Origin of the sequence: Streptomyces naganishii JCM 4654 (genome assembly GCF_014650575.1) — a bacterium.
GTDB lineage: Bacteria > Actinomycetota > Actinomycetes > Streptomycetales > Streptomycetaceae > Streptomyces > Streptomyces naganishii.
In genome coordinates, this window is sequence record NZ_BMVF01000003.1 from 69,186 (window position 1) to 89,880 (window position 20,695).

General features: G+C 74.2%; 22 protein-coding genes. 8 read left to right on the top strand and 14 right to left on the bottom strand.

What is annotated here, in order from left to right; genetic code table 11:
* Positions 1-10: 10 nt before the first annotated feature.
* Positions 11-808 carry a VOC family protein gene (locus IE217_RS05770; RefSeq protein ID WP_190176622.1) on the bottom strand — a complete coding sequence of 266 codons (798 nt, stop codon included), beginning with the start codon at positions 806-808 and terminating at the stop codon, positions 11-13.
* A 205-nt stretch (positions 809-1,013) separates the two neighbouring features.
* Between IE217_RS05770 and IE217_RS05775 the strand changes: the two genes are divergently transcribed.
* A complete protein-coding gene (locus tag IE217_RS05775) occupies positions 1,014-2,021 on the top strand; it encodes a zinc-binding alcohol dehydrogenase family protein (RefSeq protein ID WP_190177006.1) in 1,008 nt (335 codons plus the stop codon).
* Positions 2,022-2,153: 132 nt separating this feature from the next.
* On the opposite strand, the gene IE217_RS05780 is transcribed toward IE217_RS05775, so the two are convergent.
* Entirely contained in the window at positions 2,154-2,636 is a 483-nt protein-coding gene (locus tag IE217_RS05780; RefSeq protein WP_190176623.1) for a VOC family protein, read from the bottom strand.
* Between the two features lie 187 nt (positions 2,637-2,823).
* Between IE217_RS05780 and IE217_RS05785 the strand changes: the two genes are divergently transcribed.
* Positions 2,824-3,462, top strand: coding sequence for an ATP-dependent Clp protease proteolytic subunit (locus IE217_RS05785; RefSeq protein ID WP_189703779.1), 639 nt, complete (start codon positions 2,824-2,826; stop codon positions 3,460-3,462).
* Between the two features lies 1 nt (position 3,463).
* Positions 3,464-4,066, top strand: coding sequence for a ClpP family protease (locus IE217_RS05790; protein WP_190176624.1), 603 nt, complete (start codon positions 3,464-3,466; stop codon positions 4,064-4,066).
* A gap of 51 nt (positions 4,067-4,117) precedes the next feature.
* On the opposite strand, the gene IE217_RS35180 is transcribed toward IE217_RS05790, so the two are convergent.
* The 3 genes from IE217_RS35180 to IE217_RS05805 form a co-directional block, all read right to left on the bottom strand.
* Positions 4,118-4,540: a helix-turn-helix domain-containing protein gene (locus IE217_RS35180; RefSeq protein WP_190176625.1), complete on the bottom strand. Its 423-nt coding sequence runs from the start codon at positions 4,538-4,540 to the stop codon at positions 4,118-4,120.
* 126 nt (positions 4,541-4,666) lie between these two features.
* Complete coding sequence (locus IE217_RS05800) at positions 4,667-5,122, bottom strand: ATP-binding protein (protein WP_190176626.1); 456 nt, start codon at positions 5,120-5,122, stop codon at positions 4,667-4,669.
* 133 nt (positions 5,123-5,255) lie between these two features.
* Complete coding sequence (locus IE217_RS05805) at positions 5,256-6,551, bottom strand: DUF6777 domain-containing protein (RefSeq protein ID WP_190176627.1); 1,296 nt, start codon at positions 6,549-6,551, stop codon at positions 5,256-5,258.
* A 179-nt stretch (positions 6,552-6,730) separates the two neighbouring features.
* Here IE217_RS05805 and IE217_RS05810 point away from each other — a divergent pair, with 179 nt between their 5' ends.
* Complete coding sequence (locus IE217_RS05810; protein ID WP_229865059.1) at positions 6,731-8,122, top strand: streptophobe family protein; 1,392 nt, start codon at positions 6,731-6,733, stop codon at positions 8,120-8,122.
* Here IE217_RS05810 and IE217_RS35185 read toward each other — a convergent pair.
* The 3 genes from IE217_RS35185 to IE217_RS05825 form a co-directional block, all read right to left on the bottom strand.
* Positions 8,100-8,975 (bottom strand): hypothetical protein, encoded by an 876-nt coding sequence (locus IE217_RS35185; protein WP_308432690.1) that lies wholly within the window; start codon positions 8,973-8,975, stop codon positions 8,100-8,102. The two genes, IE217_RS05810 and IE217_RS35185, sit on opposite strands and share 23 nt — an antisense overlap.
* A gap of 10 nt (positions 8,976-8,985) precedes the next feature.
* A complete protein-coding gene (locus IE217_RS05820; protein WP_190176628.1) occupies positions 8,986-11,325 on the bottom strand; it encodes an ABC transporter ATP-binding protein/permease in 2,340 nt (779 codons plus the stop codon).
* A 78-nt stretch (positions 11,326-11,403) separates the two neighbouring features.
* Positions 11,404-11,814 carry a hypothetical protein gene (locus IE217_RS05825; protein WP_190176629.1) on the bottom strand — a complete coding sequence of 137 codons (411 nt, stop codon included), beginning with the start codon at positions 11,812-11,814 and terminating at the stop codon, positions 11,404-11,406.
* A 347-nt stretch (positions 11,815-12,161) separates the two neighbouring features.
* Here IE217_RS05825 and IE217_RS05830 point away from each other — a divergent pair, with 347 nt between their 5' ends.
* Positions 12,162-12,545, top strand: coding sequence for a nuclear transport factor 2 family protein (locus tag IE217_RS05830; RefSeq protein WP_190176630.1), 384 nt, complete (start codon positions 12,162-12,164; stop codon positions 12,543-12,545).
* A 16-nt stretch (positions 12,546-12,561) separates the two neighbouring features.
* On the opposite strand, the gene mgrA is transcribed toward IE217_RS05830, so the two are convergent.
* On the bottom strand, positions 12,562-13,557 hold the full coding sequence (gene mgrA / locus IE217_RS05835; RefSeq protein ID WP_190176631.1) for an L-glyceraldehyde 3-phosphate reductase: 996 nt from the start codon (positions 13,555-13,557) through the stop codon (positions 12,562-12,564).
* Between the two features lie 128 nt (positions 13,558-13,685).
* Here mgrA and IE217_RS05840 point away from each other — a divergent pair, with 128 nt between their 5' ends.
* Positions 13,686-14,579, top strand: a complete 894-nt coding sequence (locus tag IE217_RS05840) for a LysR family transcriptional regulator (protein ID WP_190176632.1) — start codon at positions 13,686-13,688, stop codon at positions 14,577-14,579.
* 58 nt (positions 14,580-14,637) lie between these two features.
* Positions 14,638-15,153 (top strand): mycothiol transferase, encoded by a 516-nt coding sequence (locus tag IE217_RS05845; protein ID WP_190176633.1) that lies wholly within the window; start codon positions 14,638-14,640, stop codon positions 15,151-15,153.
* On the opposite strand, the gene IE217_RS05850 is transcribed toward IE217_RS05845, so the two are convergent.
* From IE217_RS05850 to IE217_RS05865, 4 genes are all read right to left on the bottom strand, one after another.
* Complete coding sequence (locus tag IE217_RS05850) at positions 15,135-16,232, bottom strand: adenosine deaminase (protein ID WP_190176634.1); 1,098 nt, start codon at positions 16,230-16,232, stop codon at positions 15,135-15,137. The genes IE217_RS05845 and IE217_RS05850 overlap by 19 nt on opposite strands.
* Positions 16,233-16,321: 89 nt before the next feature.
* The gene (locus IE217_RS05855) at positions 16,322-16,717 is read right to left on the bottom strand and encodes a VOC family protein (RefSeq protein WP_190176635.1); all 396 of its coding nucleotides are present in this window, start codon (positions 16,715-16,717) and stop codon (positions 16,322-16,324) included.
* Positions 16,718-17,009: 292 nt separating this feature from the next.
* Positions 17,010-17,939, bottom strand: a complete 930-nt coding sequence (locus tag IE217_RS05860) for a M48 family metalloprotease (protein ID WP_190176636.1) — start codon at positions 17,937-17,939, stop codon at positions 17,010-17,012.
* On the bottom strand, positions 17,936-18,307 hold the full coding sequence (locus tag IE217_RS05865; RefSeq protein ID WP_190176637.1) for a BlaI/MecI/CopY family transcriptional regulator: 372 nt from the start codon (positions 18,305-18,307) through the stop codon (positions 17,936-17,938). The genes IE217_RS05860 and IE217_RS05865 overlap by 4 nt, the downstream gene beginning before the upstream one ends.
* Positions 18,308-18,512: 205 nt before the next feature.
* Here IE217_RS05865 and IE217_RS05870 point away from each other — a divergent pair, with 205 nt between their 5' ends.
* A complete protein-coding gene (locus tag IE217_RS05870) occupies positions 18,513-19,229 on the top strand; it encodes a dienelactone hydrolase family protein (RefSeq protein ID WP_190176638.1) in 717 nt (238 codons plus the stop codon).
* 28 nt (positions 19,230-19,257) lie between these two features.
* Here the strand turns inward: IE217_RS05870 and IE217_RS05875 are convergent, their stop codons facing one another.
* The gene (locus tag IE217_RS05875) at positions 19,258-20,628 is read right to left on the bottom strand and encodes a phosphoinositide-specific phospholipase C-related protein (protein WP_190177008.1); all 1,371 of its coding nucleotides are present in this window, start codon (positions 20,626-20,628) and stop codon (positions 19,258-19,260) included.
* Positions 20,629-20,695: the final 67 nt, after the last annotated feature.

A 20,695-nucleotide genomic window follows, 5' to 3' on the forward strand; every position in this document is an offset into this window, starting at 1 on the left:
CGGGCGGGCCCTAGGTGACGTCCTCGGTGCGGGGCATCTCGCCCTTGGTGGTGGTGATGTCGATCACCGAGAAGTTCGCGCCCTGCGGATCGCTGAGGGCCGCGAACCGTCCGAAGGGGCTGTCCATCGGGCCGAACCGCAGCACACCGCCGAGCCGGGTCGCGGCGGCCACCGCCTCGTCGCAGTCCCGCACGGTGAAGTACACGTTGACGTACGAGGGCACCTCGGGCGGGAAGTCGTCCGTCATCCGCATCCGGCCGAGCACCGTGTCGTCGCCGACGGAGAACATGGTGAAGTCCTCCTGCCCGTCCGCGACCCGCTGCGCGCGGTAACCGAAGACGGAGGTGAGGAAGGCGTCGGCCTTCTCCGGCTCGCGGGTGAAGACCTCCGCCCAGCAGTACGCGCCGGGCACGGCCGTCGCCTCGAAGCCCTCGTGGGCGCCGCCCTGCCACACCCCGAACACCGCGCCGCTGGGCTCGCGGGCCAGGCACATGGTGCCGAAGTCGCCGACCCGCATCGGCTCCATCAGGATCTCGCCGCCGTGCTCCCGGATCCGCCCGGCCGTCGCGGACGCGTCCGGCGAGGCGAGGTACAGGCACCACTGCGCCTGGCCCTCCTGCCCCGGCATGGGCGGTACGACGGCCGCCACCGCCTTGCCGTCCGCGTAGGCCTGCGTGTAGTCGCCGAACTCCGACGACGACTCGGCGAAGGTCCAGCCGAGCACCTCGCCGTAGAAGGTCTTGGCCCCCTGCAGGTCGGTGAACATCGCGTCGGTCCAGCAGGGGGTTCCCTCAGGTTGTAGCGCCATGGCTGCCGCCCTTTCCCGCCGCCTCTCCCGTGCGGTGGCTCGTGCCTTCGCTGCCGCCTCCTCACGCTAGTTGCGAGCCGGACGGCCCGCGCGCCGAACGCCCCACTCCGCTTCGGTCCGGGCCCCATGGGGGCCACACTGGACGCGGAGGAGCACGCAGGAGTCCGGACCTCACCAGGACGGGGATGCGATGTCGGGCGAGACCATGCGGGCGTGGGCGGTGGCCGCGCCCGGGCCGGTGGAGGAGGACCCGCTGCGGCTGGTGGAGCGGCCGGTGCCGGTCCCGGCCGACGACGAGCTGCTGGTGCGCGTGCGGGCCTGCGGGGTGTGCCGGACCGACCTGCACGTCACCGAGGGCGACCTGCCGGTGCGGCGGCCCGGCGTCACCCCGGGGCACGAGGTCGTCGGGGAGGTCGCGGGCCTGGGCCGGGGGGTGAGCGGCTTCGCGCCCGGCGACCGGGTGGGCGTGGCCTGGCTGCGCCGCACCGACGGCACCTGCGCCTACTGCGCGCGCGGCGCGGAGAACCTGTGCCCGGCCTCGCGGTACACCGGCTGGGACGCCGACGGCGGCTACGCCGAGTACACGACCGTGCCGGCCGCCTTCGCCCACCGGCTGCCCGGCGAGGTGGATGACGTGGCGCTCGCGCCGCTGCTGTGCGCGGGCATCATCGGCTTCCGTGCGCTGCGGCGCACCTCGCTGCCGCGCGGCGGACGGCTCGGCCTGTACGGCTTCGGCGGCAGCGCCCACCTGTGCGCCCAGGTGGCGCTGGCCGAGGGCGCCACGGTGCACGTCATGACCCGCGGGGCCGCGGCCCGGGCGCTCGCGCTGGAACTGGGCGCGGCCTCGGCGCAGGGCGCCCACGACCCGCCGCCCGAGCCGCTGGACGGGGCGATCATGTTCGCGCCGGCCGGGGACCTGGTCCCCGTCGCACTGCGCGCCCTCGACCGGGGCGGTGTGCTGTCGGTCGCCGGCATCCACCTCAGCGACATCCCCCCGTTGCACTACGAGAGCGACCTGTTCTACGAGAAGGAGCTGCGCAGCGTCACCTCGAACACCCGCGAGGACGCGCGGGACTTCCTGGCGGTGGCCGCCCGGCACGGGGTGCGCGCCACCACCCACACGTATCCGCTCTCGCGCGCGCCCGAGGCGCTGCGCGACCTCAAGGCCGGGCGCTTCGACGGGGCGGCCGTCCTGGTGAACGACCTCTCCTGAGGCCCGGCCCGCGCGGGCACGCGTCCCGGCGCACACGTCCCGGCGGGCGCGCATCCCCGCGAGCGCGCCCGCCGGCCCCCCTGTGCGGCCGGCCCACTCCCCCGGACGGGTGGGCCGGCCGCTCCGCACCCGCTACTCCCCCGCGTACGCCCGCTTCAGGGCGGCGATGTCGAGCTTGCCCATCGCGAGCATGGCGCGGGTGGTGCGGGCGGCCTTCTCCTGGTCCGCGTCGCCGATCATCTCGATCAGCCCGTCCGGGACGACCTGCCAGGACACGCCGTACTTGTCCTTGAGCCAGCCGCAGGGGCCCGGCTCGCCGCCGTTCTCCGTGAGCTTGGCCCAGTAGTGGTCGACCTCCTCCTGGTCCCGGCAGTGGATCTGGAAGGAGATCGCCTCGTTGAACTTGAACTGCGGGCCGCCGTTGAGCGCGACGAACTTGTGGCCGTTGGCCGTGAAGTCGACCGCGATCACGGACCCGGCGGGGCCCGGGCCGGCCTCGGTGTAGCGGCCGATCCGGCCGATGCTGGAGTTCTTGAAGACCGAGACGTAGTAGTGGGCGGCTTCCTCGGCCTGCCCGTCGAACCAGAGACAGGTGGTGAATCCTTCGGCGGCCACGAGTACCTCCTGGGGTGTCGGACGCGGTCAGTAGTGGTGACCGGCGCGGGCCGCGGAACTCATCGGAGCACCGGCGGGAAAGTTCCGCCCGTGGCGAATCTGCCGCCGGCAGAGAATCCGGCCGCGGGACGCGTGCGCGGCCGACAGTGGGGTCGACGGCATTCCCAGTCCACGACGAGGAGAGACGATGACACCACTGACCTCGCTGCTGCCGCGCGCCGAGGAGGGCGACACCCCGCCCAGCCGCTTCGACGACCACCTCGCGGCCCAGCTGCTCGCCCAGCGCATCGTGTTCCTGGGCACCCAGGTCGACGAGGTGTCGGCCAACCGGGTGTGCGCACAGCTGCTCCTGCTGTCGGCGGAGGACCCGCGCACCGACATCGGCCTCTACATCAACAGCCCCGGCGGTTCGGTCACCGCGGGGCTGGCGATCTACGACACGATGCGGCTCATCCCCAACGACGTGTCGACGCTGGTCATGGGGTTCGCCGCGAGCATGGGCCAGTTCCTGCTCACCGTGGGCACCAGCGGCAAGCGGCTGGCGCTGCCGCACGCGCGGATCATGATGCACCAGCCGTCCGCCGGGATCGGCGGCACCACCGCGGACATCGAGATCCAGGCGGAGAACCTGGACCACACCAAGCGGACCATCGAGCGGCTCACCGCCGAGCACACCGGGCAGAGCGTGGAGACGATCTCGCGGGACGGCGACCGGGACCGCTGGTTCACCGCCGAACAGGCCAGGGACTACGGGATGGTGGACCGGGTGGTGGAATCGCTCGCCGACGTCCGCCCGGCCTCCTCGCGCCGGCGAATGGGGCTGTGACATGGGGTCGTACACGGTTCCGTACGTGATCGAGCGGACGGCGCAGGGCGAGCGGTCCTACGACGTGTTCAGCAGGCTGCTGAACGAGCGGATCATCTTCCTGGGCACGGAGATCGACGACGGGGTGGCCAACGTCGTCATCGCGCAGCTGCTCCACCTGGAGTCCGCCAACCCGGAGCAGGAGGTGTCGCTGTACCTCAACTCGCCGGGAGGGTCGTTCACTTCGCTCATGGCGATCTACGACACCATGACGTTCGTGCAGTCGCCGATCTCCACGTTCTGCGTGGGACAGGCCGCCTCCACGGCGGCGGTGCTGCTGGCGGGCGGGGACCCGGGGCGGCGGTTCGTGCTGGAACACGCGCGCGTGCTGCTCGGGCAGCCCGCGAGCGGCGGCCGGCAGGGTACGGTGTCCGACCTGGCCCTCCAGGCCAAGGAGATGGTCCGCATCCGCTCCCAGGTCGAGGAGGTGCTGTCCCGCCACACCGGGCACGACGCGGCGGCCCTGCGCGCCGACATGGACCGCGACAAGGTCTTCACCGCCCACGAGGCGGTGGCCTACGGCCTCGCCGACGAGGTGCTGAGCCGCCGCCTCGCGATGGTCTGAGCCCCGGGTTGGACGGGGCCCCGGGGCGGACCCGGGGCCCCGTCGCTCACGTCAGGCGGCCAGGCACAGGCCGTCGCGGTGCGGGGTGGCCGGGGCGTGGCGGCGGGCCGTGGTGCGGCTCGTGAGGCGGGTCAGCTCGCCGTGGGCCCGTGACAGCAGGTCGCCGAGGCCGAGGCCGAGGGCCTGGGCGGCGGCGGCCAGGACCTCCGAGGACGCCTCCTTGCGGCCGCGCTCGACCTCCGAGAGGTACGGCATGGAGATCCGCGCCGCGTCCGCGACGTCCTTGAGCGTGCGCTCCTGGGCGAGGCGCTCGCGGCGCAGCACGTCGCCGACCAGGTCGCGCCATAGGGGTTCGCGAGGAACGGGCCGTTCGAAGGGTGGTCGGGCGGCTCCCTGCCCAACGGCCCCCGGACGCAGGGGGATGACGCGGGCTCGGTCGGGCGCTTGGGCTCGGTCGGACGCTTGGCTGCTCACCTTCTCAGCCTAGGAGTCCCGGCCGCGCGGGGAAGGCCGCGGCGTTCCGCCCTGGGTGAATTCCGCTCTCGGCCGGGCGAGGCATACATCCGCCCGCGTGCGGGTACTTGGGGGTGTTCACCCCGCTCAGTCGCCGTCGAGGCGGACCAGCGCGCGCACGCGCTTGCCCACCGGGACCCGCTCGACGGTCACCTCCGCGGCGAGCGCGTGCACGATCTCCAGTCCGTGCCGGCCGACGCGCTCGGGGTCGCGCGGGAAGCGCCGGGGTACGGCCGCACTGCTGTCGTAGACGCACACGCTCACCGCGCTGTCCGTTCCCTCGAGTTCGAGGATGTACGGCCCGTTGCTGTGCCGGTCGGCGTTGGTGACCAGCTCGCTCACCACCAGGAGCAGCGCCTCGCCGCAGCGCGGGCCGATCCCCGCGCACCACTCGGTCCTGAGCCGGTCCAGGAAGTGCGCGGCGAAGGAGCGCGCCTCGGCTATGGATCCCGGCTCCCCGGTGTAGTGCGCCGCCCGCCGGAGCGGTTCCACGGGCACGTCGAAGCCGGTCGGCGCCACTGCCCCGCCCAGATCCTCGGTCATGCGTGTCTTCCTCGCCAAGCGCAGGTCCGGCCGGACACCGCTGCACAGTGCCCTTACCCAGCGCGGCGCGCGCCAGTCCACCGGTTCCGGCCATCGCGGCACCCGCCGCCCTGCCCGTGCCGCCGCGCGGCGGTCAGGAGGCCGGCGGCGGGGGTGTCCCCGCCGGCGGTTGGGCGGGCGATCCGTTCGACGGCGGCCCGGAGGACGGCGGCGCCGAGGGTGTCGCGGGTTGCGAGGGCTGGGAGGGGGGCGGCGAGGACGGGGGCGGCGCGTGCGACGACGGCGGCTGCGAGGACGGGGCCGAGGAGGGCGCGTGGGAGGACGGGGCGTTCGACGACGGCGCGTTCGAGGACCCCGGCGGCTTGGGCGGGGCGGAGGACGGCTTGCCCGAGGGCCGGCTCGGCGGCGCCGAGCCGGGAGAGCCCGGCTTGGAGGCGGACGGCGGCGTGCTGCTGGGCAGCGTCACGCTCGCGCTCGGGGCCGGCGGGTGCTTGGGCGGCTCGGTCCAGTGGTCCTTGCCTCCGTGGTCGCCGTGGTCGCGGGAGAAGTACTTGTGCTGACCGGGGTCGTAGACGACGAACGTCTTGACGGGCCTGGGCGCGGGCGTGACCACGACGACGTTCTGCGGGCGGTACGACGCCCAGGACTGGCCGGTGTACTTGGGCGCGGCGGACTGTGCGACCGGCGGCGACAGCGGGTTGCCGCAGGCGCAGCGGGTGCGGGGCACGCCGTGCGCGTCGACGAGGACGGCGGTGCCGGTCTGGAGGACGGACTGGTACGTGGTGACCGAGCCGTCCCGGTAGCCGTGGGCGGTGACGCGGGTGTCCATGCCGAGCTGGACGGGGGTGAGCGAGCGCAGGTAGCCGGGCACGCCGGAGGGGCTGACGCCGACGGTCGAGGCGAAGGCGGCGTTCCGGGCCGGGTCCGCCCGGAGGTCCTTGATCTGCTTCTCCACGTCGCAGCTGGCGGAGTTGTGGGTGCCGGTGTAGAGGCCGGGCGCCCCGCCGGATATGCCGCGCAGCGTGTTCGGGGCCGCCGATCCCGTGCCCGAGGGCGCGGTGGGCGCCGTGCCGGAGGGCCGGCCCTGCGGGGGCTGTGCGGTGGAGGTGTCCGAGCCGGTCGCCGAGGAGGCGGTGAAGGGGTCGGGGCCGGTGGCCGCGGCCGGCTGGAGGAAGACCTCGCCGCGCGCCTGCGGTCCGCCGGAGTTGGTGAGGACGACGGCCACGACGACCGCGGCCACCACGACGGCGGCGAGAACGCCGATACGGGGCACCGAGGTCCACCAGGGCCGCCGGGGCTCGCGCGGGGGGCCGCCCCCGGCGCCGGAGGGCCGGGTGGGCGGGCCTCCCGGCGGCTGGGAAGGGGGTCCCGACAGGGGGCCGGACGGAGGTCCTGTGGGACGGCCGGAGGCCGGCGGTTCGACGCTCACGAGCACTCCCGACGTCGGCTTTCCGCGGCGAACCAACGGGGAATCAACGGAGAATCACTCGATTGGCTCCGCTCTTCGCGGACACCACCATTGTGTGCTCCGGTCCCGTGCGGCCCGCAAGCGGACGCGGACGGACCTCCCGGCGGGCGTGCCGTGCCCGCCCTGCTTAGCGTGGCAGCGTGAGCCCACCGCGCCCCTCCGCGCCGCCCGTCGCCCGCCACGGCTGGGTCCAGGCCCTGGCCACGGTGCTGGCCGGGCTGGTCGCCATGTGGGTGGTGGCGGCGCTCGGGCTGTGGGCGGCGGGGGCCGCGAACCTGCCCGACAACGCCTTCGCGCGCGTGGTCGCCGCCACCGTGGTCGCGGCGGTCGGCGGCACCGTGGAACTCACGGGCAACGCGGGCGAACTCGCCCGGACGCACGCCGGGATCACGGTGATGCCGCTGTCGGTCACGCTCGTCGGGGCGCTGGTCGTCGCGGCCGGCTTCCTGCGCCCGCTGCGCAACCGGGCGGTGGCCGGGGCCCGCGAACTGGCCGGGTGGGCCGCCCGGATCGGCGTCCTGTGGCTGCTCGCGCTGATCGGCCTGGCGTTCGGCGCCCGGCAGACCTTCGCCGTCGACCTCGGCGACGGCGTGCTCGGCGCCATCGGCGGGCTGCTCGGGGCCACGCCCGAGGTCGGCTTCACCACGCAAGTGCCGCTGACCGTGTTGTTCGGGCTGCTGTGGCTGGCCGGTGTGCTGGTGCTGGCGCTGCTCGTGGCGCACGGCGCTCCGCTGCCGGCCGGGTTGCTGCGGTTCCGCACCGCGGTGCGCCCGGCGGCGTACGCCATGGTCGCGCTGCTGCTGGTGTACGTCCTCGTCGGGCTCGTTGTCGCCCTGGTGACGGCCGCCACCCGCGGGCACCCGGCGGAGACCTTCGCGGTGATCCTGCTCGGCCTGCCCAACCTCACCTGGCTCGCCCTCACCATCGGCATGGGCGCCACCTGGAACGGCCGCGTGGACGGCCCGTTCGGGCTGCCGATGCCCCACATCCTCGACGAGGTGCTGCGTACCCCCGACGTGTCGACGCTGAACCTCGGCACGCTCGCCGAGCACGACGGGCGGGTGTGGTGGCTGCTCGTCGCCGACCTGGTGCTGCTGCCCGCGGCGGGCTTCCTGATGGCGACACGCTCACCGGCGGGCGTGGGGGTCCCGCGGCACGCCGTGCGCATGGCCGTGGCCCTGCTGCTCACCGTGCTGATGATCTGTCTGGTGGGCCGCGTCCTCGCCCACTACGGCCTGTCCCTCCTCGGCATCGGCGACCTCGGCGGCAACCTCTCCGGCGAGGTCCTCCTGCGCCCCCGGTTCTGGAGCGCCCTGGGCCTCGCCCTCCTGTGGGGCGTGTTCGCGGGCCTTGTCGGCGCCCTGGGCGCCCGCCGGGTCCGCCGCAGGGGCGAGATCCCGGCGGAGGGTGCCGGGCCCGCCGCGCGAGGGACCGGCGGCGCGGGTGACGGGGGCGGTGACCGGGGCGGTGCCGGGGGCGCCGGCGGCACGGGTGGCGCCGGCGGCGGGATCAGGGGTCGCCGTCGGGGGTGACGACCCGGGTCGCGGTGCGGACGTCGGCCCGGCCGGGGCGGCGGTCCGGGGGACGTTCGGGGAGCTGCTCCTGCGGGCGGTCCGGTACCCGGCCCGTGGTGGGACGGTCGGCCGTCCCGTGAGCGGGGGCGGGCTCGGCGGGCTCACCGGCCGGGCCAGGTCCGCCGCCAGAGCCGGGCGCGGGGAAGCGGTCCGGCTGCGCGAGGGCACCGGCGGCTGCCGTGGCACCGGCCCGGCCCGCGGTGCCGGCCGCGCCCGTCGAGCCGCTCGCGCCGGTGGCACCGGCCGCACTCGTGGCGCCGCTCGCGGAACTCGCGCCGTGCACCTCGTCCGGGCGGGACGCGGCCAGGGCGTCCGGGGCCGCGTCCCGGGGGGCCGCGTCGGTGGCGAAGGTGGTCAGGTGGGCGCCGTCGGCGTACTCCCAGCGGCCGTGGTCGCTGTCGTACAGCCACACCGACTCGCCGTCGACGACGACGCCGACCCGCATGCCGTGCGTGCGTTCGCGGAAGGCCTCGCCGTCGAGGCCGCCGCCGGTCAGCTCGTCCACGGCGGCCCGGTAGTGGGCGAGCGCCTGCGCGGCCCGTTCCAGCAGCGGGCGCGGGTCGGCCGTGCGGGCGGGCGGTCCGTCGGCCCCGGGCGGCTCCTGCGGCACGGCGATCAGGAGGCGGCCGTCGACCCAGGCGGTCCAGCCGTTGGCGCACAGGATGCGGCCCCAGTCGCCGCGCCGCTCCTCCAGCCGCACCGGCAGCAGGGGGTCGAGGGGCAGCGTGGGCCGGGCGGGGTCGGGCTCCTCCCAGGCCGGCAGCCCGTCCTGGGGGATCACGTGGGTGGGCCGGAAGCCGGGGCTGGTCATCGGGGCGCCCTCACTTGCGCATCACGGCAGGTTCGTGCCGGCGCAGCAGCCGGGAGACGGCGCAGCCGAAGGCGGCGGCCAGCACCAGCAGCACGGCCAGGTTGCGCAGCCACACCTCGGCCGAGTGCCGGAACAGCGGGTCGGAGGTCAGGTCGCTGGGCACGATCCGGGCCAGTTCGACGGTGCCCGCCATCGCCCCGAGCGCCCACCGCGAGGGCACGAGCCAGGTCAGCTGGTCCAGCCCGGGGATGCCGTGCAGCCGCACCAGGGCCCCGCAGAAGGTGACCTGGACGACGGTCAGCAGCACCAGCAGCGGCATCGTCACGTCCTCCTTGGGCACCAGCGCGGAGACCAGCAGGCCGAGCAGCATCGCCGTGAAGGCCAGCAGGGCCACGGCGAGGGCGATCTCGGGCAGCGGCGGCATGAGCACGCCTCTGCCGCCCGGAGCGTTGAGATCGACGCCGAGCAGGCCCACCAAGGTCAGCACCACGGCCTGCGCGACCGTGATCGCTCCCAGCACGACGACCTTGGAGACGAGGTACGCCGATCTGGGCAGGCCAACGGCCCGTTCGCGCTGGTAGATCACCCGTTCTATGACCAGTTCGCGCACCGCGTTGGCCGAGCCCGTCAGCATGCCGCCCACGCACAGGATGAGCAGCACGTTCATCGCGGTCAGGGGGGTGAGCCTGCTGCCGGCCACCGCGCGGGCCATCAGCCCGGTGAGGAACGGCAGGGCGACCATGGTGGCGATGAAGGTGCGGTCGGCGGCGAGCGCGGCCGTGTAGCGGCGTACGAGCGTGACGAGCTGGGCGATCCAGCTGCGCGGCCGGGGCGGCGGGGCCGCCGGGAGGGGGCCGGAGCGCGGCAGGTGCGGCTGGGCGCCGGCGTCCAGGATGTGGCGGCGGTACTGCGGCGAGTCGCGGTAGGCGCCCGCCCAGTCCCGTCCGCGGTCGTTCTCGAACGCCTCGAAGGCCTCGGGCCACTGGTCGAAGCCGAAGAAGTCCAGCGCCTCGCCGGGTGGCCCGAAGTAGGCGACCTTGCCGCCCGGCGCGAGGACGAGCAGCCGGTCGCAGACGTCGAGACTGAGGACGCTGTGGGTGACGACGACGACCGTGCGGCCGTCGTCGGCCAGGCCCCGCAGCATCCGCATCACCGAGCGCTCCATGCCCGGGTCGAGGCCGGAGGTCGGCTCGTCGAGGAAGAGCAGAGAGGGCTTGGTGAGCAGTTCGAGGGCGACGCTGACGCGTTTGCGCTGTCCGCCGGACAGGCTGTGCACGGGCTGTTCGACGCGCTCCTGGAGGCCGAGTTCGCGCACCACCTCCTCCACCCGGGTACGGCGCTCGGCCTGCGAGGTGTCCTGCGGGAAGCGCAGTTCGGCGGCGTAGGTGAGGGCGGCCCGCACGGTCAGCTGGGCGTGCAGGATGTCGTCCTGCGGGACCAGGCCGATGCGCTGGCGCAGCTCGGCGTAGTCGCGGTAGAGGTCGCGGCCGTCGTAGAGGACCGTGCCGTGTCCGGCCGGGCGCTGCCCGGTCAGCGCGCCGAGCAGGGTGGACTTGCCCGCGCCGCTCGGCCCGACCACGCCGAGCAGGCACTTCTCCCCCACCGGGAAGGACACCCGGTCGAGCAGGATCTTGCGGCCCCGGTCGACGGTCACGGTGAGGTCCTGCACGTCCAGGCAGACCTCGCCGGTGTCGACGTACTCCTGGAGCTCGTCGCCGACGAGGCAGAACGAGGAGTGGCCGACGCCGATGATGTCGCCGGGGCCGACCGGGGCCCGGCTCACCGGGGTTCCGTTGAGGAACGTGCCGTTGTGGCTGCCGAGGTCGACGATGTCGTGGCCGCCGTCCTCGCGGGCGCGCAGTTCGGCGTGGCGGCGCGAGACGATCAGGTCGTCGACGACGAGGTCGTTGTCGTCCGCGCGGCCGATCCGCAGGGTGCGGGCGGGCAGCGGCCGTACGGCGGTGGGCCGGCGGAACGTCGTGGTCAGGGACGGCAGGGATACGGAGGACGGGCGGTCGGGGGCCGGGTCGGGGCGGGGCACCAGGACGGCGGTGGGGCCGTCGACGGGGTTGCCGAAGCGGATCACGCTGTCGGGGCGGACGCCCCAGTCGTTCACGCGCCGGCCGTCGGCGTACGTGCCGTTGGTGCTGTCGTCGTCGTGCAGCGTCCAGTGCCCGTCCTCGGGGCGCAGCACCGCGTGGTGCCAGGAGACCCGGGCGTCGTCGAGGACCACGTCGCTGAGCGGGTCGCGTCCGACGTGGTAGTCGCGGCTGGGGGTCATCACCGTCGAGCCCGTCTCCGTCTCCAGGAGGAGCTCGGGTGCAGTCGGGGCGACCGGCTGCTCAGCCATGGCTGAATTCTACCGATGTGCCCCGTTTCGCGCCCTGCCTGAACGGGCTCGCCCGGTGGTCGCGGGTGGTCGTGGGTGTCAGGCCCTGGGCAGGACGAGGGCCGGGAGGGTGCGCTGCATGCGCAGGGCGTCCACGGACTCGGCGAGCAGTTCGTACTCGGTGGTGTCGTCGCCGGCCGCGATCCGCACCAGGCGTCCCTCCGCCAGCCGCTCGGCCACGGTCTCCTGCCGGGCCACGTCGGCGCACCAGGCGCGCAGCAAGGCGGGCACGTCGGGCACGCCGTCCGGCACCGGGACGAGCGCGCTCGCCGGGATGCGGGTGGTCTCGGGCAACGGGTCGAGCCGCTCGGCGATCCAGGAGGCCCGGTCGCGCAGCCACCACAGGGCGAGGGCGAGGGTGGGCGCCCGGTAGGTACCGAGCGGCACCCCGATCCGGCGGCCGTCGCACATGCCGTACGCCGTGACGTGGCACAGGAATTCGTCGTGCACTGCTCCTCCCCCGTCGCGCTCCGCTTCTGCCGGTGCTTCCTCGTTCCCCTTGCGACCCGTGTGCGGTACTACGTCCCTGACCTTCGAGTATGTTGACTCCTGAAACAGTGTCACCATGACTTTCCGGCCAGTCTCCTGGCATATTCCGCGCGGCAGTTGGCCGAAATCCGGCCGGGCGGTGCGGGTGCGGTGACTGGGGCGCGGGGGTTCGGGGCCGCGGAGGTTCGGGGCCGCCATTACCCCTGCGGTAATCGACCCCCCGGGCACGGCCCGGCAGGGTGGAGCCATCGGACGGACGTCCGAAGTCCACGATCCGCACCTGTGACCTCGATGGAGGCCGATCAGCCATGTCCACGCACACCGACCGTTACGAGAACGCCGTCGCCCGCTACTTCGAGGCCTGGAACGCCGCCGAGCCGGAGGCCCGCGCCAAGGCGGTGGCCGCCGCCTGGACCCCGGACGGCCGCTACACCGACCCCCTCGCCGACGCGGCCGGCCACGAGCGGATCGGCGCCGTCATCGCCGCGGCGCGCGAGCAGTTCCCCGGCTTCGCCTTCCGGCTCACCGGGGGCGTCGACGGCCACCACGACACCGCCCGGTTCTCGTGGGAACTGGTCAACGGGACCGACGGGAGTGCCCCGGTCGCCGGCTCCGACGTGATCACCCTGGACGCCGAGGGCCGTATCCGCTCGGTCCTCGGCTTCCTGGACCGGGTGCCGCAGGGGGCGTAGGGGCCCGCGGGTGCGCTCACGCGCCGGTGGTGAGGGCGTCGATGCGGGTCAGTTCGGCCGGGTCGAAGTCGAGGTTGCCGATGGCGGCGACGCTGTCCTCCAGCTGCCGCGGGCTGCTCGCGCCGACCAGGGCCGAGGTGACGCGGCCGCCGCGCAGCACCCAGGCGAGGGCCATCTGGGCGAGGGACTGGCCGCGGGACCTGGCGATCTCGTCCAGGGCCCGCAGCCGGTCCACCAGTTCGCCGGTGACCGCGTCGCTGTTCAGGAAGGGGCTGTCGCTCGCGGCGCGCGAGTCCTCCGGGATGCCGTCGAGGTAGCGCGAGGTGAGCAGGCCCTGCTCCAGCGGGGAGTAGGCGATGGAACCGACCTGGAGGTCGTCCAGGGTGTCCAGGAGGCCCTGCTCCTCGGGGCGGCGGTCCAGCATCGAGTAGCGCGGCTGGTGGATCAGCAGCGGGGTGCCGAGGTCCGCGAGGATGCGGGCGGCCTCGCGGGTCTGCTCCGGGGAGTAGTTGGAGACGCCGGCGTAGAGCGCCTTGCCCTGCTGGACCGCCGAGTGCAGGGCGCCCATCGTCTCCTCCAGGGGAGTCTCCGGGTCGGGGCGGTGCGAGTAGAAGATGTCGACGTACTCCAGGCCCATGCGCTTCAGGCTCTGGTCGAGCGAGGACAGCAGGTACTTGCGCGAGCCCCACTCGCCGTACGGCCCCGGCCACATCAGATAGCCCGCCTTGGTGGAGATCACCAGCTCGTCCCGGTACGGCGCGAAGTCCGCCGCGAGGGCCTCGCCGAGCGCGGACTCGGCGGCGCCGGGCGGCGGTCCGTAGTTGTTGGCGAGGTCGAAGTGGGTCACGCCCAGGTCGAAGGCGCGGCGCAGGATGGCGCGCTGGGTCTCCACCGGGCGGTTGGGCCCGAAGTTGTGCCACAGGCCGAGCGACAGCGCGGGGAGCTTCAGGCCGCTGCGTCCGGTGCGCCGGTAGGGCATGTCGGCATAGCGGTCGGGGTGGGCGGTGTGCAACGCGACTCCATGAGGGGTTGGCGGTGGAGCGCCGGCCCGGCGGAACCGGCGCCCCCACTCTGACGCCGGCCGCGGGCAGTGGTCCAACAGGAGAATCCGATGGGATTCAACGACTAGGCTTCTCAGTCATGGAACTGCGCCACCTCCAGCACTTCGTCGCCGTCGCCGAGGACCGGCACTTCACCCGTGCGGCGGAGCGGCTGATGGTGTCCCAGTCGGGCCTGTCGGCGTCCATCCGGGCGCTGGAGCGGGAGTTGCAGACACCGCTGTTCGTGCGCACCACGCGCCGGGTGACGCTCACCGAGGCCGGGCGCGCGCTGCTCGGCGAGGCGGAGCGGATCCTCGCCCAGGTGCGGTCGGCGCACGAGGCGGTGGCCGCGGTGCAGGGCGTGCTGCGCGGCACGCTGTCGCTGGGCACCGAGCAGTGCATAGCGGGGGTGCACGTGGCGGGGCTGCTCGCCGCGTTCCGGGGCCGGCATCCGGACGTGGAGATCAGGCTGCGGCAGGCGGGCTCGGGCGCGCTGGCTGAGGAGGTCGCGGCCGGCCGGCTGGACCTGGCGTTCGCCTACCGGACCCGCGCGGACGGCGACCTGCTGCGCTCGGTCGGACTGACCAGCGAGCCGATGACGGTGCTGTGCCACCCGGAACACCCGCTCGCGGCGCGCGGCGCGGCCGTCACACCCGCGGACCTCGGCGGCGAGGTCTTCGTCGACTTCCATCCGGACTGGGGGCCGCGCCGCACCACCGACGCGGCCTTCGCCGCCGCGGGCGTACGCCGCACGGTGGCCCTGGAGGTCAACGACGTGCACACCCTGCTCGACCTGGTGGACGAGAACCTCGGCGTGGCCGTCGTGCCCCAGCACTTCCGGCACAAGCGGCCGTCGCTGACGCCGCTGCCCCTCAAGGGCACCGGTGAGGCGGAGTACGAGACCGTCGCGCTGCTGCCGCCCGAACGGGCCGCCAGCCCCGCGGCGCGCGCCCTGATGACCCTGCTCATGAGCCGGGACGCGGACCAGCCCTAGCAACGCCGGAGCGGGTGTCCCGGCCGCACGGCGGGCGGTGATGCGCGATGGTGGACGCATGCATGCGAAGGACATCCTCATCGACGGCTACGGCCGCATCCAGGAAGAAGTCCACGCCGTCGTCGACGGCCTGACGGCCGAGCGGCTCAACGCACGCCCCGCCGCCGGCGCGAACTCCGTCTCCTGGCTCCTGTGGCACCTCACCCGCGTCCAGGACGACCACGTGGCCGGCGCGTTCGGCCTGGAGCAGGTGTGGCTCGCGCAGGACTGGGAGAAGCGCTTCGGTCTCGGCCTGGGCCGCCACGACACGGGCTACGGGCACAGCCCGGCCGAGGTCGCCAAGGTGCGGGTCGACTCGGGCGACCTGCTGACCGGCTACTACGACGCCGTGCACGAGCAGACGCTCGGGGTCCTGCGGCAGCTGGCCGCCAAGGACCTCGAGCGCGTCGTGGACGAGCGCTGGGACCCGCCGGTCACTCTGGGCGTGCGCCTGGTGAGCGTCCTGTCCGACGATCTCCAGCACGTCGGACAGGCCGCCTACGTCCGCGGGCTCCTTCAGAGCGCGGACTCGTAACCGGGCAGGACCACGTCCCGCAGCAGGGCGTTGCGCTCGTCGAAGGGGATGAACGCGCTCTTGACCGCGTTCACCGTGACCGTGCGCAGGTCCGCCGCGGTCCAGCCGGCCTGCTCGACCAGCAGGGACATCTCCCGGGTCATCGTGGTGCCGGAGACCAGGCGGTTGTCGGTGTTCAGGGTGACCCGGAAGCCGAGGTCCTTCAGCGTGGTGATCGGGTGCTCGGCGATCGAGGCGGCGGCGCCCGTCTGGAGGTTGGAGGTCGGGCACATCTCCAGCGCGATGCGGCGGTCGCGCACCCAGCCGGCCAGCCGGCCGAGCTTGCCGTCGACGATGTCCTCGGTGATGCGCACGCCGTGCCCGATGCGCTGGGCGCCGCACACCTGGAGGGCCTGGTGGATGCTGGGCAGGCCGTGGGCCTCGCCGGCGTGGATGGTGAACGGCACGCTCTCGCGCCGCAGGTGCTCGAAGGCGGCGAGGTGGTCGGCGGGCGGGAAGCCGTCCTCGGCGCCGGCGATGTCGAAGCCGACGACGCCGGCGTCGCGGAAGGCCACCGCGAGGTCCGCGACCTCCCGGGTGCGGTCGAACATCCGCATGCCGCACAGCAGGGTGCCGACCCGCACCGGGGTGCCGGCGGCGGCCGCCTTCGCCATGCCGGCGGCCAGCCCCTCCTGGACGGTGGCGACGACCTCGCCGAGGGTGAGCCCTCCGTTGACCATGAGCTCGGGGGCGTAGCGGACCTCGCCGTAGACGACGCCGTCCGCGGCGAGGTCGAGGGCGTACTCCTCGGCGGTGCGCAGCAGGCCCTCGCGGGTCTGCATGACGGCGAGGGTGTGCTCGAAGGTCGCTATGTAGCGGACCAGGTCGCCGGAGCCGGCGGCCTCGACGTACCAGGCGGCGAGCTCGTCGGGGTCGGTGGTGGGCAGGGTGTGTCCGGCCGCGTCCGCGAGTTCGACGACGGTGGCGGGGCGCAGGCCGCCGTCGAGGTGGTCGTGCAGCACGGCCTTGGGGAGCCGGCGGATGGCCTCGGTGTCGAGGTGGGTGTCGGTGCGGGGGGCGGTGCGCGGGGCGGCGGTCATGTGCGGTGTTTCCTCGGCGGTGGCGTGCCGGGCCGTTCGGGATCCGGCGGGTGGGTGTCAGGGGGCGGCGGTGCTGGGTTGCGGCGGTGTCAGGGGGCGGCGGGCTGGAGCAGGTCCCAGCGGTTGCCGTACAGGTCCTGGAAGACGGCGACGGTGCCGTACGGCTCGTGCCGGGGCTCCTCCAGGAAGGTCACGCCCGCCGCGCGCATCCGGGCGTGGTCGGCGGCGAAGTCGTCGGTGTGCAGGAAGAACCCGACGCGTCCGCCGGTCTGGTCGCCGATCCGGGCCCGCTGGTCCTCGCCCCTGGCGCGGGCGAGCAGCAGCGCGGTGCCGTCCTGGCCGGCGCCCGGGGCGACGACGACCCAGCGGGAGCCGTCCGGGCGCGGGGCGTCCTCGGCGAGCCGGAATCCGAGGGCCCCGGTGTAGAAGCGGATCGCCTCGTCGTAGTCGTCGACGACGAGGGTGACCAGGGCGATGCGTCTCATCAGGGCCTTCCGGGACGGGCGATTGACGGGTGAGGTTATACGTAAAACCTCCGTCGCGCCAGTCAGCCTGAAGAGCCGGGGACCGGAGGAGCCGAGGACCGGGACGAGCCGGGGACCGGAGGACCCGGAGGACCCGGAGGACCCGGAGGGCCCGGAGGACCGGAGGACCGGAGGACCGGAGGACCGGAGGACCCGCAGGACCGGAGGACCCGGAGGCCCGGAGGACCCGCAGGACCCGCAGGACCGGAGGACCCGGAGGACCCGGAGGAAACGAACGGGCGACCGGGAACGGTCAGCGGGATTCTTCGCCCTGGGCGATCTCCACACGGTGGTGGACGACGAGGACGCCGGTGGCCGAGGAGGCGAAGGAGAGGGCCGTGCAGGCCACCAGCAGCGCCGCGATCCAGGCCGCGGCGCGCCGGGGCACATGGGGCGTGGCCAGCAGCGCCTTCACGCGGTGCGGTACGGGCCCGGAGGCGGCGGCGGGGGCGAGGTCCGGGCGCGTCGAGCGGGCGTCCTGGCCGGCCAGGGCGGCGCGGGCGATCGCGCGGGCGGTCAGCCGGCGGTCGCCCACGGCCGCGGCGGCGGCCTCGTCGGCGGCGCGCTCGGCGGCCAGGCGGATGGTGCCGCGGACCCGGCGCAGGGCGGGGTGGCAGTGCGCGGCGAGTTCGGCGGCGGCGAGGAAGTAGTGGTGGCCGCCGCGGTTGTGCGCCCGCTCGTGGGCGAACAGGGCCTCGCGCTCGGCCACGTCCAGGCTGCGCAGCATGGCCGTGGTGACGACGATGCGGTGCGGGCGGCCGGGCAGGGCGTAGGCGTCCGGGTGCGGGGAGTCGACGACGCACAGGTCGCCGGCGGCGGGCCGGCGGCAGGCCTCGGTGCGGGCGCTGCGGAAGGCGCGGAACTCGCGCAGGGCTGCGCGCACGAGGGTGCCCGCGCACACGGCGAGGGCTCCCACGGAGACGGCCGCCGCCGGTACGACGACGAGGTCGGAGGGCGTGGGCAGGGGGCGGACGAGTTCGCCGAGCGCGGCGAAGACGGGCAGCTTGAGCAGGCCGGTGAGGACGAAGCCGCCGAGGGCGGCGAGGGAGCAGCCCGCGAGCACGACGGCGGAGACGGTGATCACCCACAGCGCGGTCACGGGTGCCAGCCGGTCGAGCGCGCGCCGGGCCAGCGCCGGCACGGCGAACGGCAGGAGCAGGGGCAGCAGCAGGAGCGCGGTCATCGCTCACCGGGTTCGAGCAGGTCGCGCAGGACGCGCTCGTCCTGGGGGCTGAGCTGGGCGACGAAGCGGGCGAGCACCGTCTCGCGGTCGGTGTCGCGGTCGAGTTCGGAGTGCATCCGGCGGGCGGTCAGGCCGTGGGCGTCCTGGACGGGGTAGTAGGCGTAGCCGCGGCCCTGGCGGCTGCGCTCGACGACGCCCTTGTCGTGCAGCCGGGTCAGGATGGTGGTCACCGTCGTACGGGCGAGTTCGGCGCCGAGGCTGCGCTGGACCTGGCCGGGCGTCCGGGGAGCGCCGGCGGCCCACAGGACGGCCATGACACTGGCCTCCAGCTCGCCGGCCGGCCTGCGCTCGTCCTTCGCGTCGGTCATGGGAACGTCCCTCACCCCGTCCTCGTCCACGGTCACCGTCCGGCCGGCCGTCTACAGGAGTGTAGTCAAGCCGGTGTGCGCCTGCCGCGCGTGGCCGCGCCCGCCCACCCATTATGGGAGGGCCCCCTCCGTGAGGTCCCTCCCAGTCCGCAGGAGCGATGCCATACCCGCAGGAGTCGATGCCGTACCCGCAGGAGCACGTGCCATGTCCGAGCAGCCGAAGCCCGCCGAGACCCCGGCCCGCCAGAACGTGACCTTCCCGAGCGCGGGCGCCACCGCCCACGGCTGCCTCGCGCTGCCGCCGTCCGGCCGCGGCCCCGGTGTGCTGCTCATCCAGGAGTGGTGGGGGCTGACCGACCACATCGCCGAGGTCGCGGACCGGCTGGCCGCGGAGGGCTTCGTCGTGCTGGCCCCGGACCTGTACGGCGGGAGCGTGGCGCACGACGCCGAGGAGGCCCGGCGCATGATGCGCGCCCTGCCGGTCGCCCGCGGGGTCGAACTGCTCGCCGGCGCGGTCGGCCACCTGCTGTCGCTGCCGGAGGTGACCTCCGGCACGGTCGGCGCGGTCGGCTTCTGCATGGGCGGCGGCTTCGTGCTGTACCTGGCCGCGGTGGAGCCGAGGGTCAGCGCGGCGGTGCCGTTCTACGGGGTGATCCGTGACGGACTCCCGGACTTCTCCGGACTGCGGGCGCACATCCTCGGCCACTACGGCGAACGGGACCGCAGCATCACGCCCCGGCGGGTGGAGGAACTGCGCGAGACCATCCACCGCCAGTCGGGCCTCTCCCCCGACTTCCGCATGTACCCGGCCGGCCACGCCTTCTTCAACGACCGCCGCCCGACCTACCACCCCGAATCGGCCGCCGCCGCCTGGCGCGGCACCGTCGCCTTCCTGCACGAACGGCTGGACCCCCGGCCATGACCGGGGGCCCGGCGGTCACGTGGTCCGCTCACGGATACGTGTAGGTGTTCAGCGCGTCGACCGCGGAGGCCGGGTCGCCCAGGTCGTAGCGGTCGACGGCCAGGAAGTTGGGCTTCTTGCGGGCGGCGGGCTCGCAGAACCGGCGGGCGCGGTCGGCGAGTTTGGTGTTGTCGGTCCGCGCGGTGCCGGAGATCGTGACGTCACGGAAGTGGTTCATCACGAACAGCGGGCGGAATCCGGGTTCGGTGCGGGTGAGCGGGATGTCGGTGTCGGCGCCGTACCAGCGGCTGTAGCAGGACCAGTCGGAGGACCCGAGGCCGGAGCCCATCGACCAGTAGTTCTCGACCGTCCACTCACGCTGGTACATCACGCCGAAGCTGTCCCGGGTCAGGCCCGCGGCCTCGTCGGCGGAGCGGCTGTGGTCGGTGAAGATCAGCAGTCGGTGGCCGGCGGCGGTCAGGTCGGCCAGCTTCGGCCAGCCGTTCTGGCGCACACCGGTCAGGTCGGGGCGGTAGAGCACGTCGGACAGGCCGCTGACGCGGGCGAGTTCGGAGCGCAGGACGCCGGGGTCGACGTAGTCCTCCAGAAAGACGGTGACGAACTGGTCCGGGTGCGCCTTGAGGAAGTTCACCATGCGCTGGATGTCGACCCAGAGCGCGACCGGTCTGCTGACCAGGGTGCAGCTGTCGTGGCAGAGGATCGCGCCGTCCGGCGTCTGGTGGATGTCCAGCATGAACCCGCGTACGCCGTCGGCGAGTTGACGGTCGATGCCCCGGCTCTGGTTGGGGGCGAGGTTGATGAAGGGCGGGGCGAAGCCGCCGTCGACGCCGTTGGCGTAGGCGTTGTGGGCGGTGAGGAAGGTGACCTGGTCCAGGGTGCGCCGGTCGGCCGGCGGCATGGGACTGGTGGGCGGGGTCACCGGGGTGAGGTACCAGGCGGCGAGGTCCGGTGAGGAGCCGATGGCCAGCTGGGCGGGGTAGTTGGCGCCGGCCGGCTTGGCGGAGACGGTGAGCCGCCGGTCGCTGCCGGGCACCTCGAGCGTGTACTGGTCGGCTCCGGCGGCGGTGACGTCCCAGAGGGCGTCGGCGGCCGAGCAGTCGACGGTGCGCGCCTGGTCGCCCGAGCGGCCGAGGCAGCTGCCCGCCGTGTCGGCGTTCTCCAGCACGTACGAGGATCCGGCGGCACGGAGGTTCCACTGCTGGTGGTCCTCGTCGCCCTTGGGGTTGCGCTGTTCGACGGCGCCGCCGGCGGCGGCCGCGTTCAGACCGGTGGTGACACTCTGCACGTAGTAGGCCCCCGCCGCCGGTGCGGCGGTCGCGCCGGCGGCGGGAGCGGGGGACGCCACGACCGCGGCGGCCAGGGCCGCGGTCGTGGCGAGCAGGGCGTGGGGGGTGCGCATGACGGTGTGCCCCTTCGTCCGTACGGGGGTGATGACGACCCCGTGTGGCAGGTGCATGACACCATGC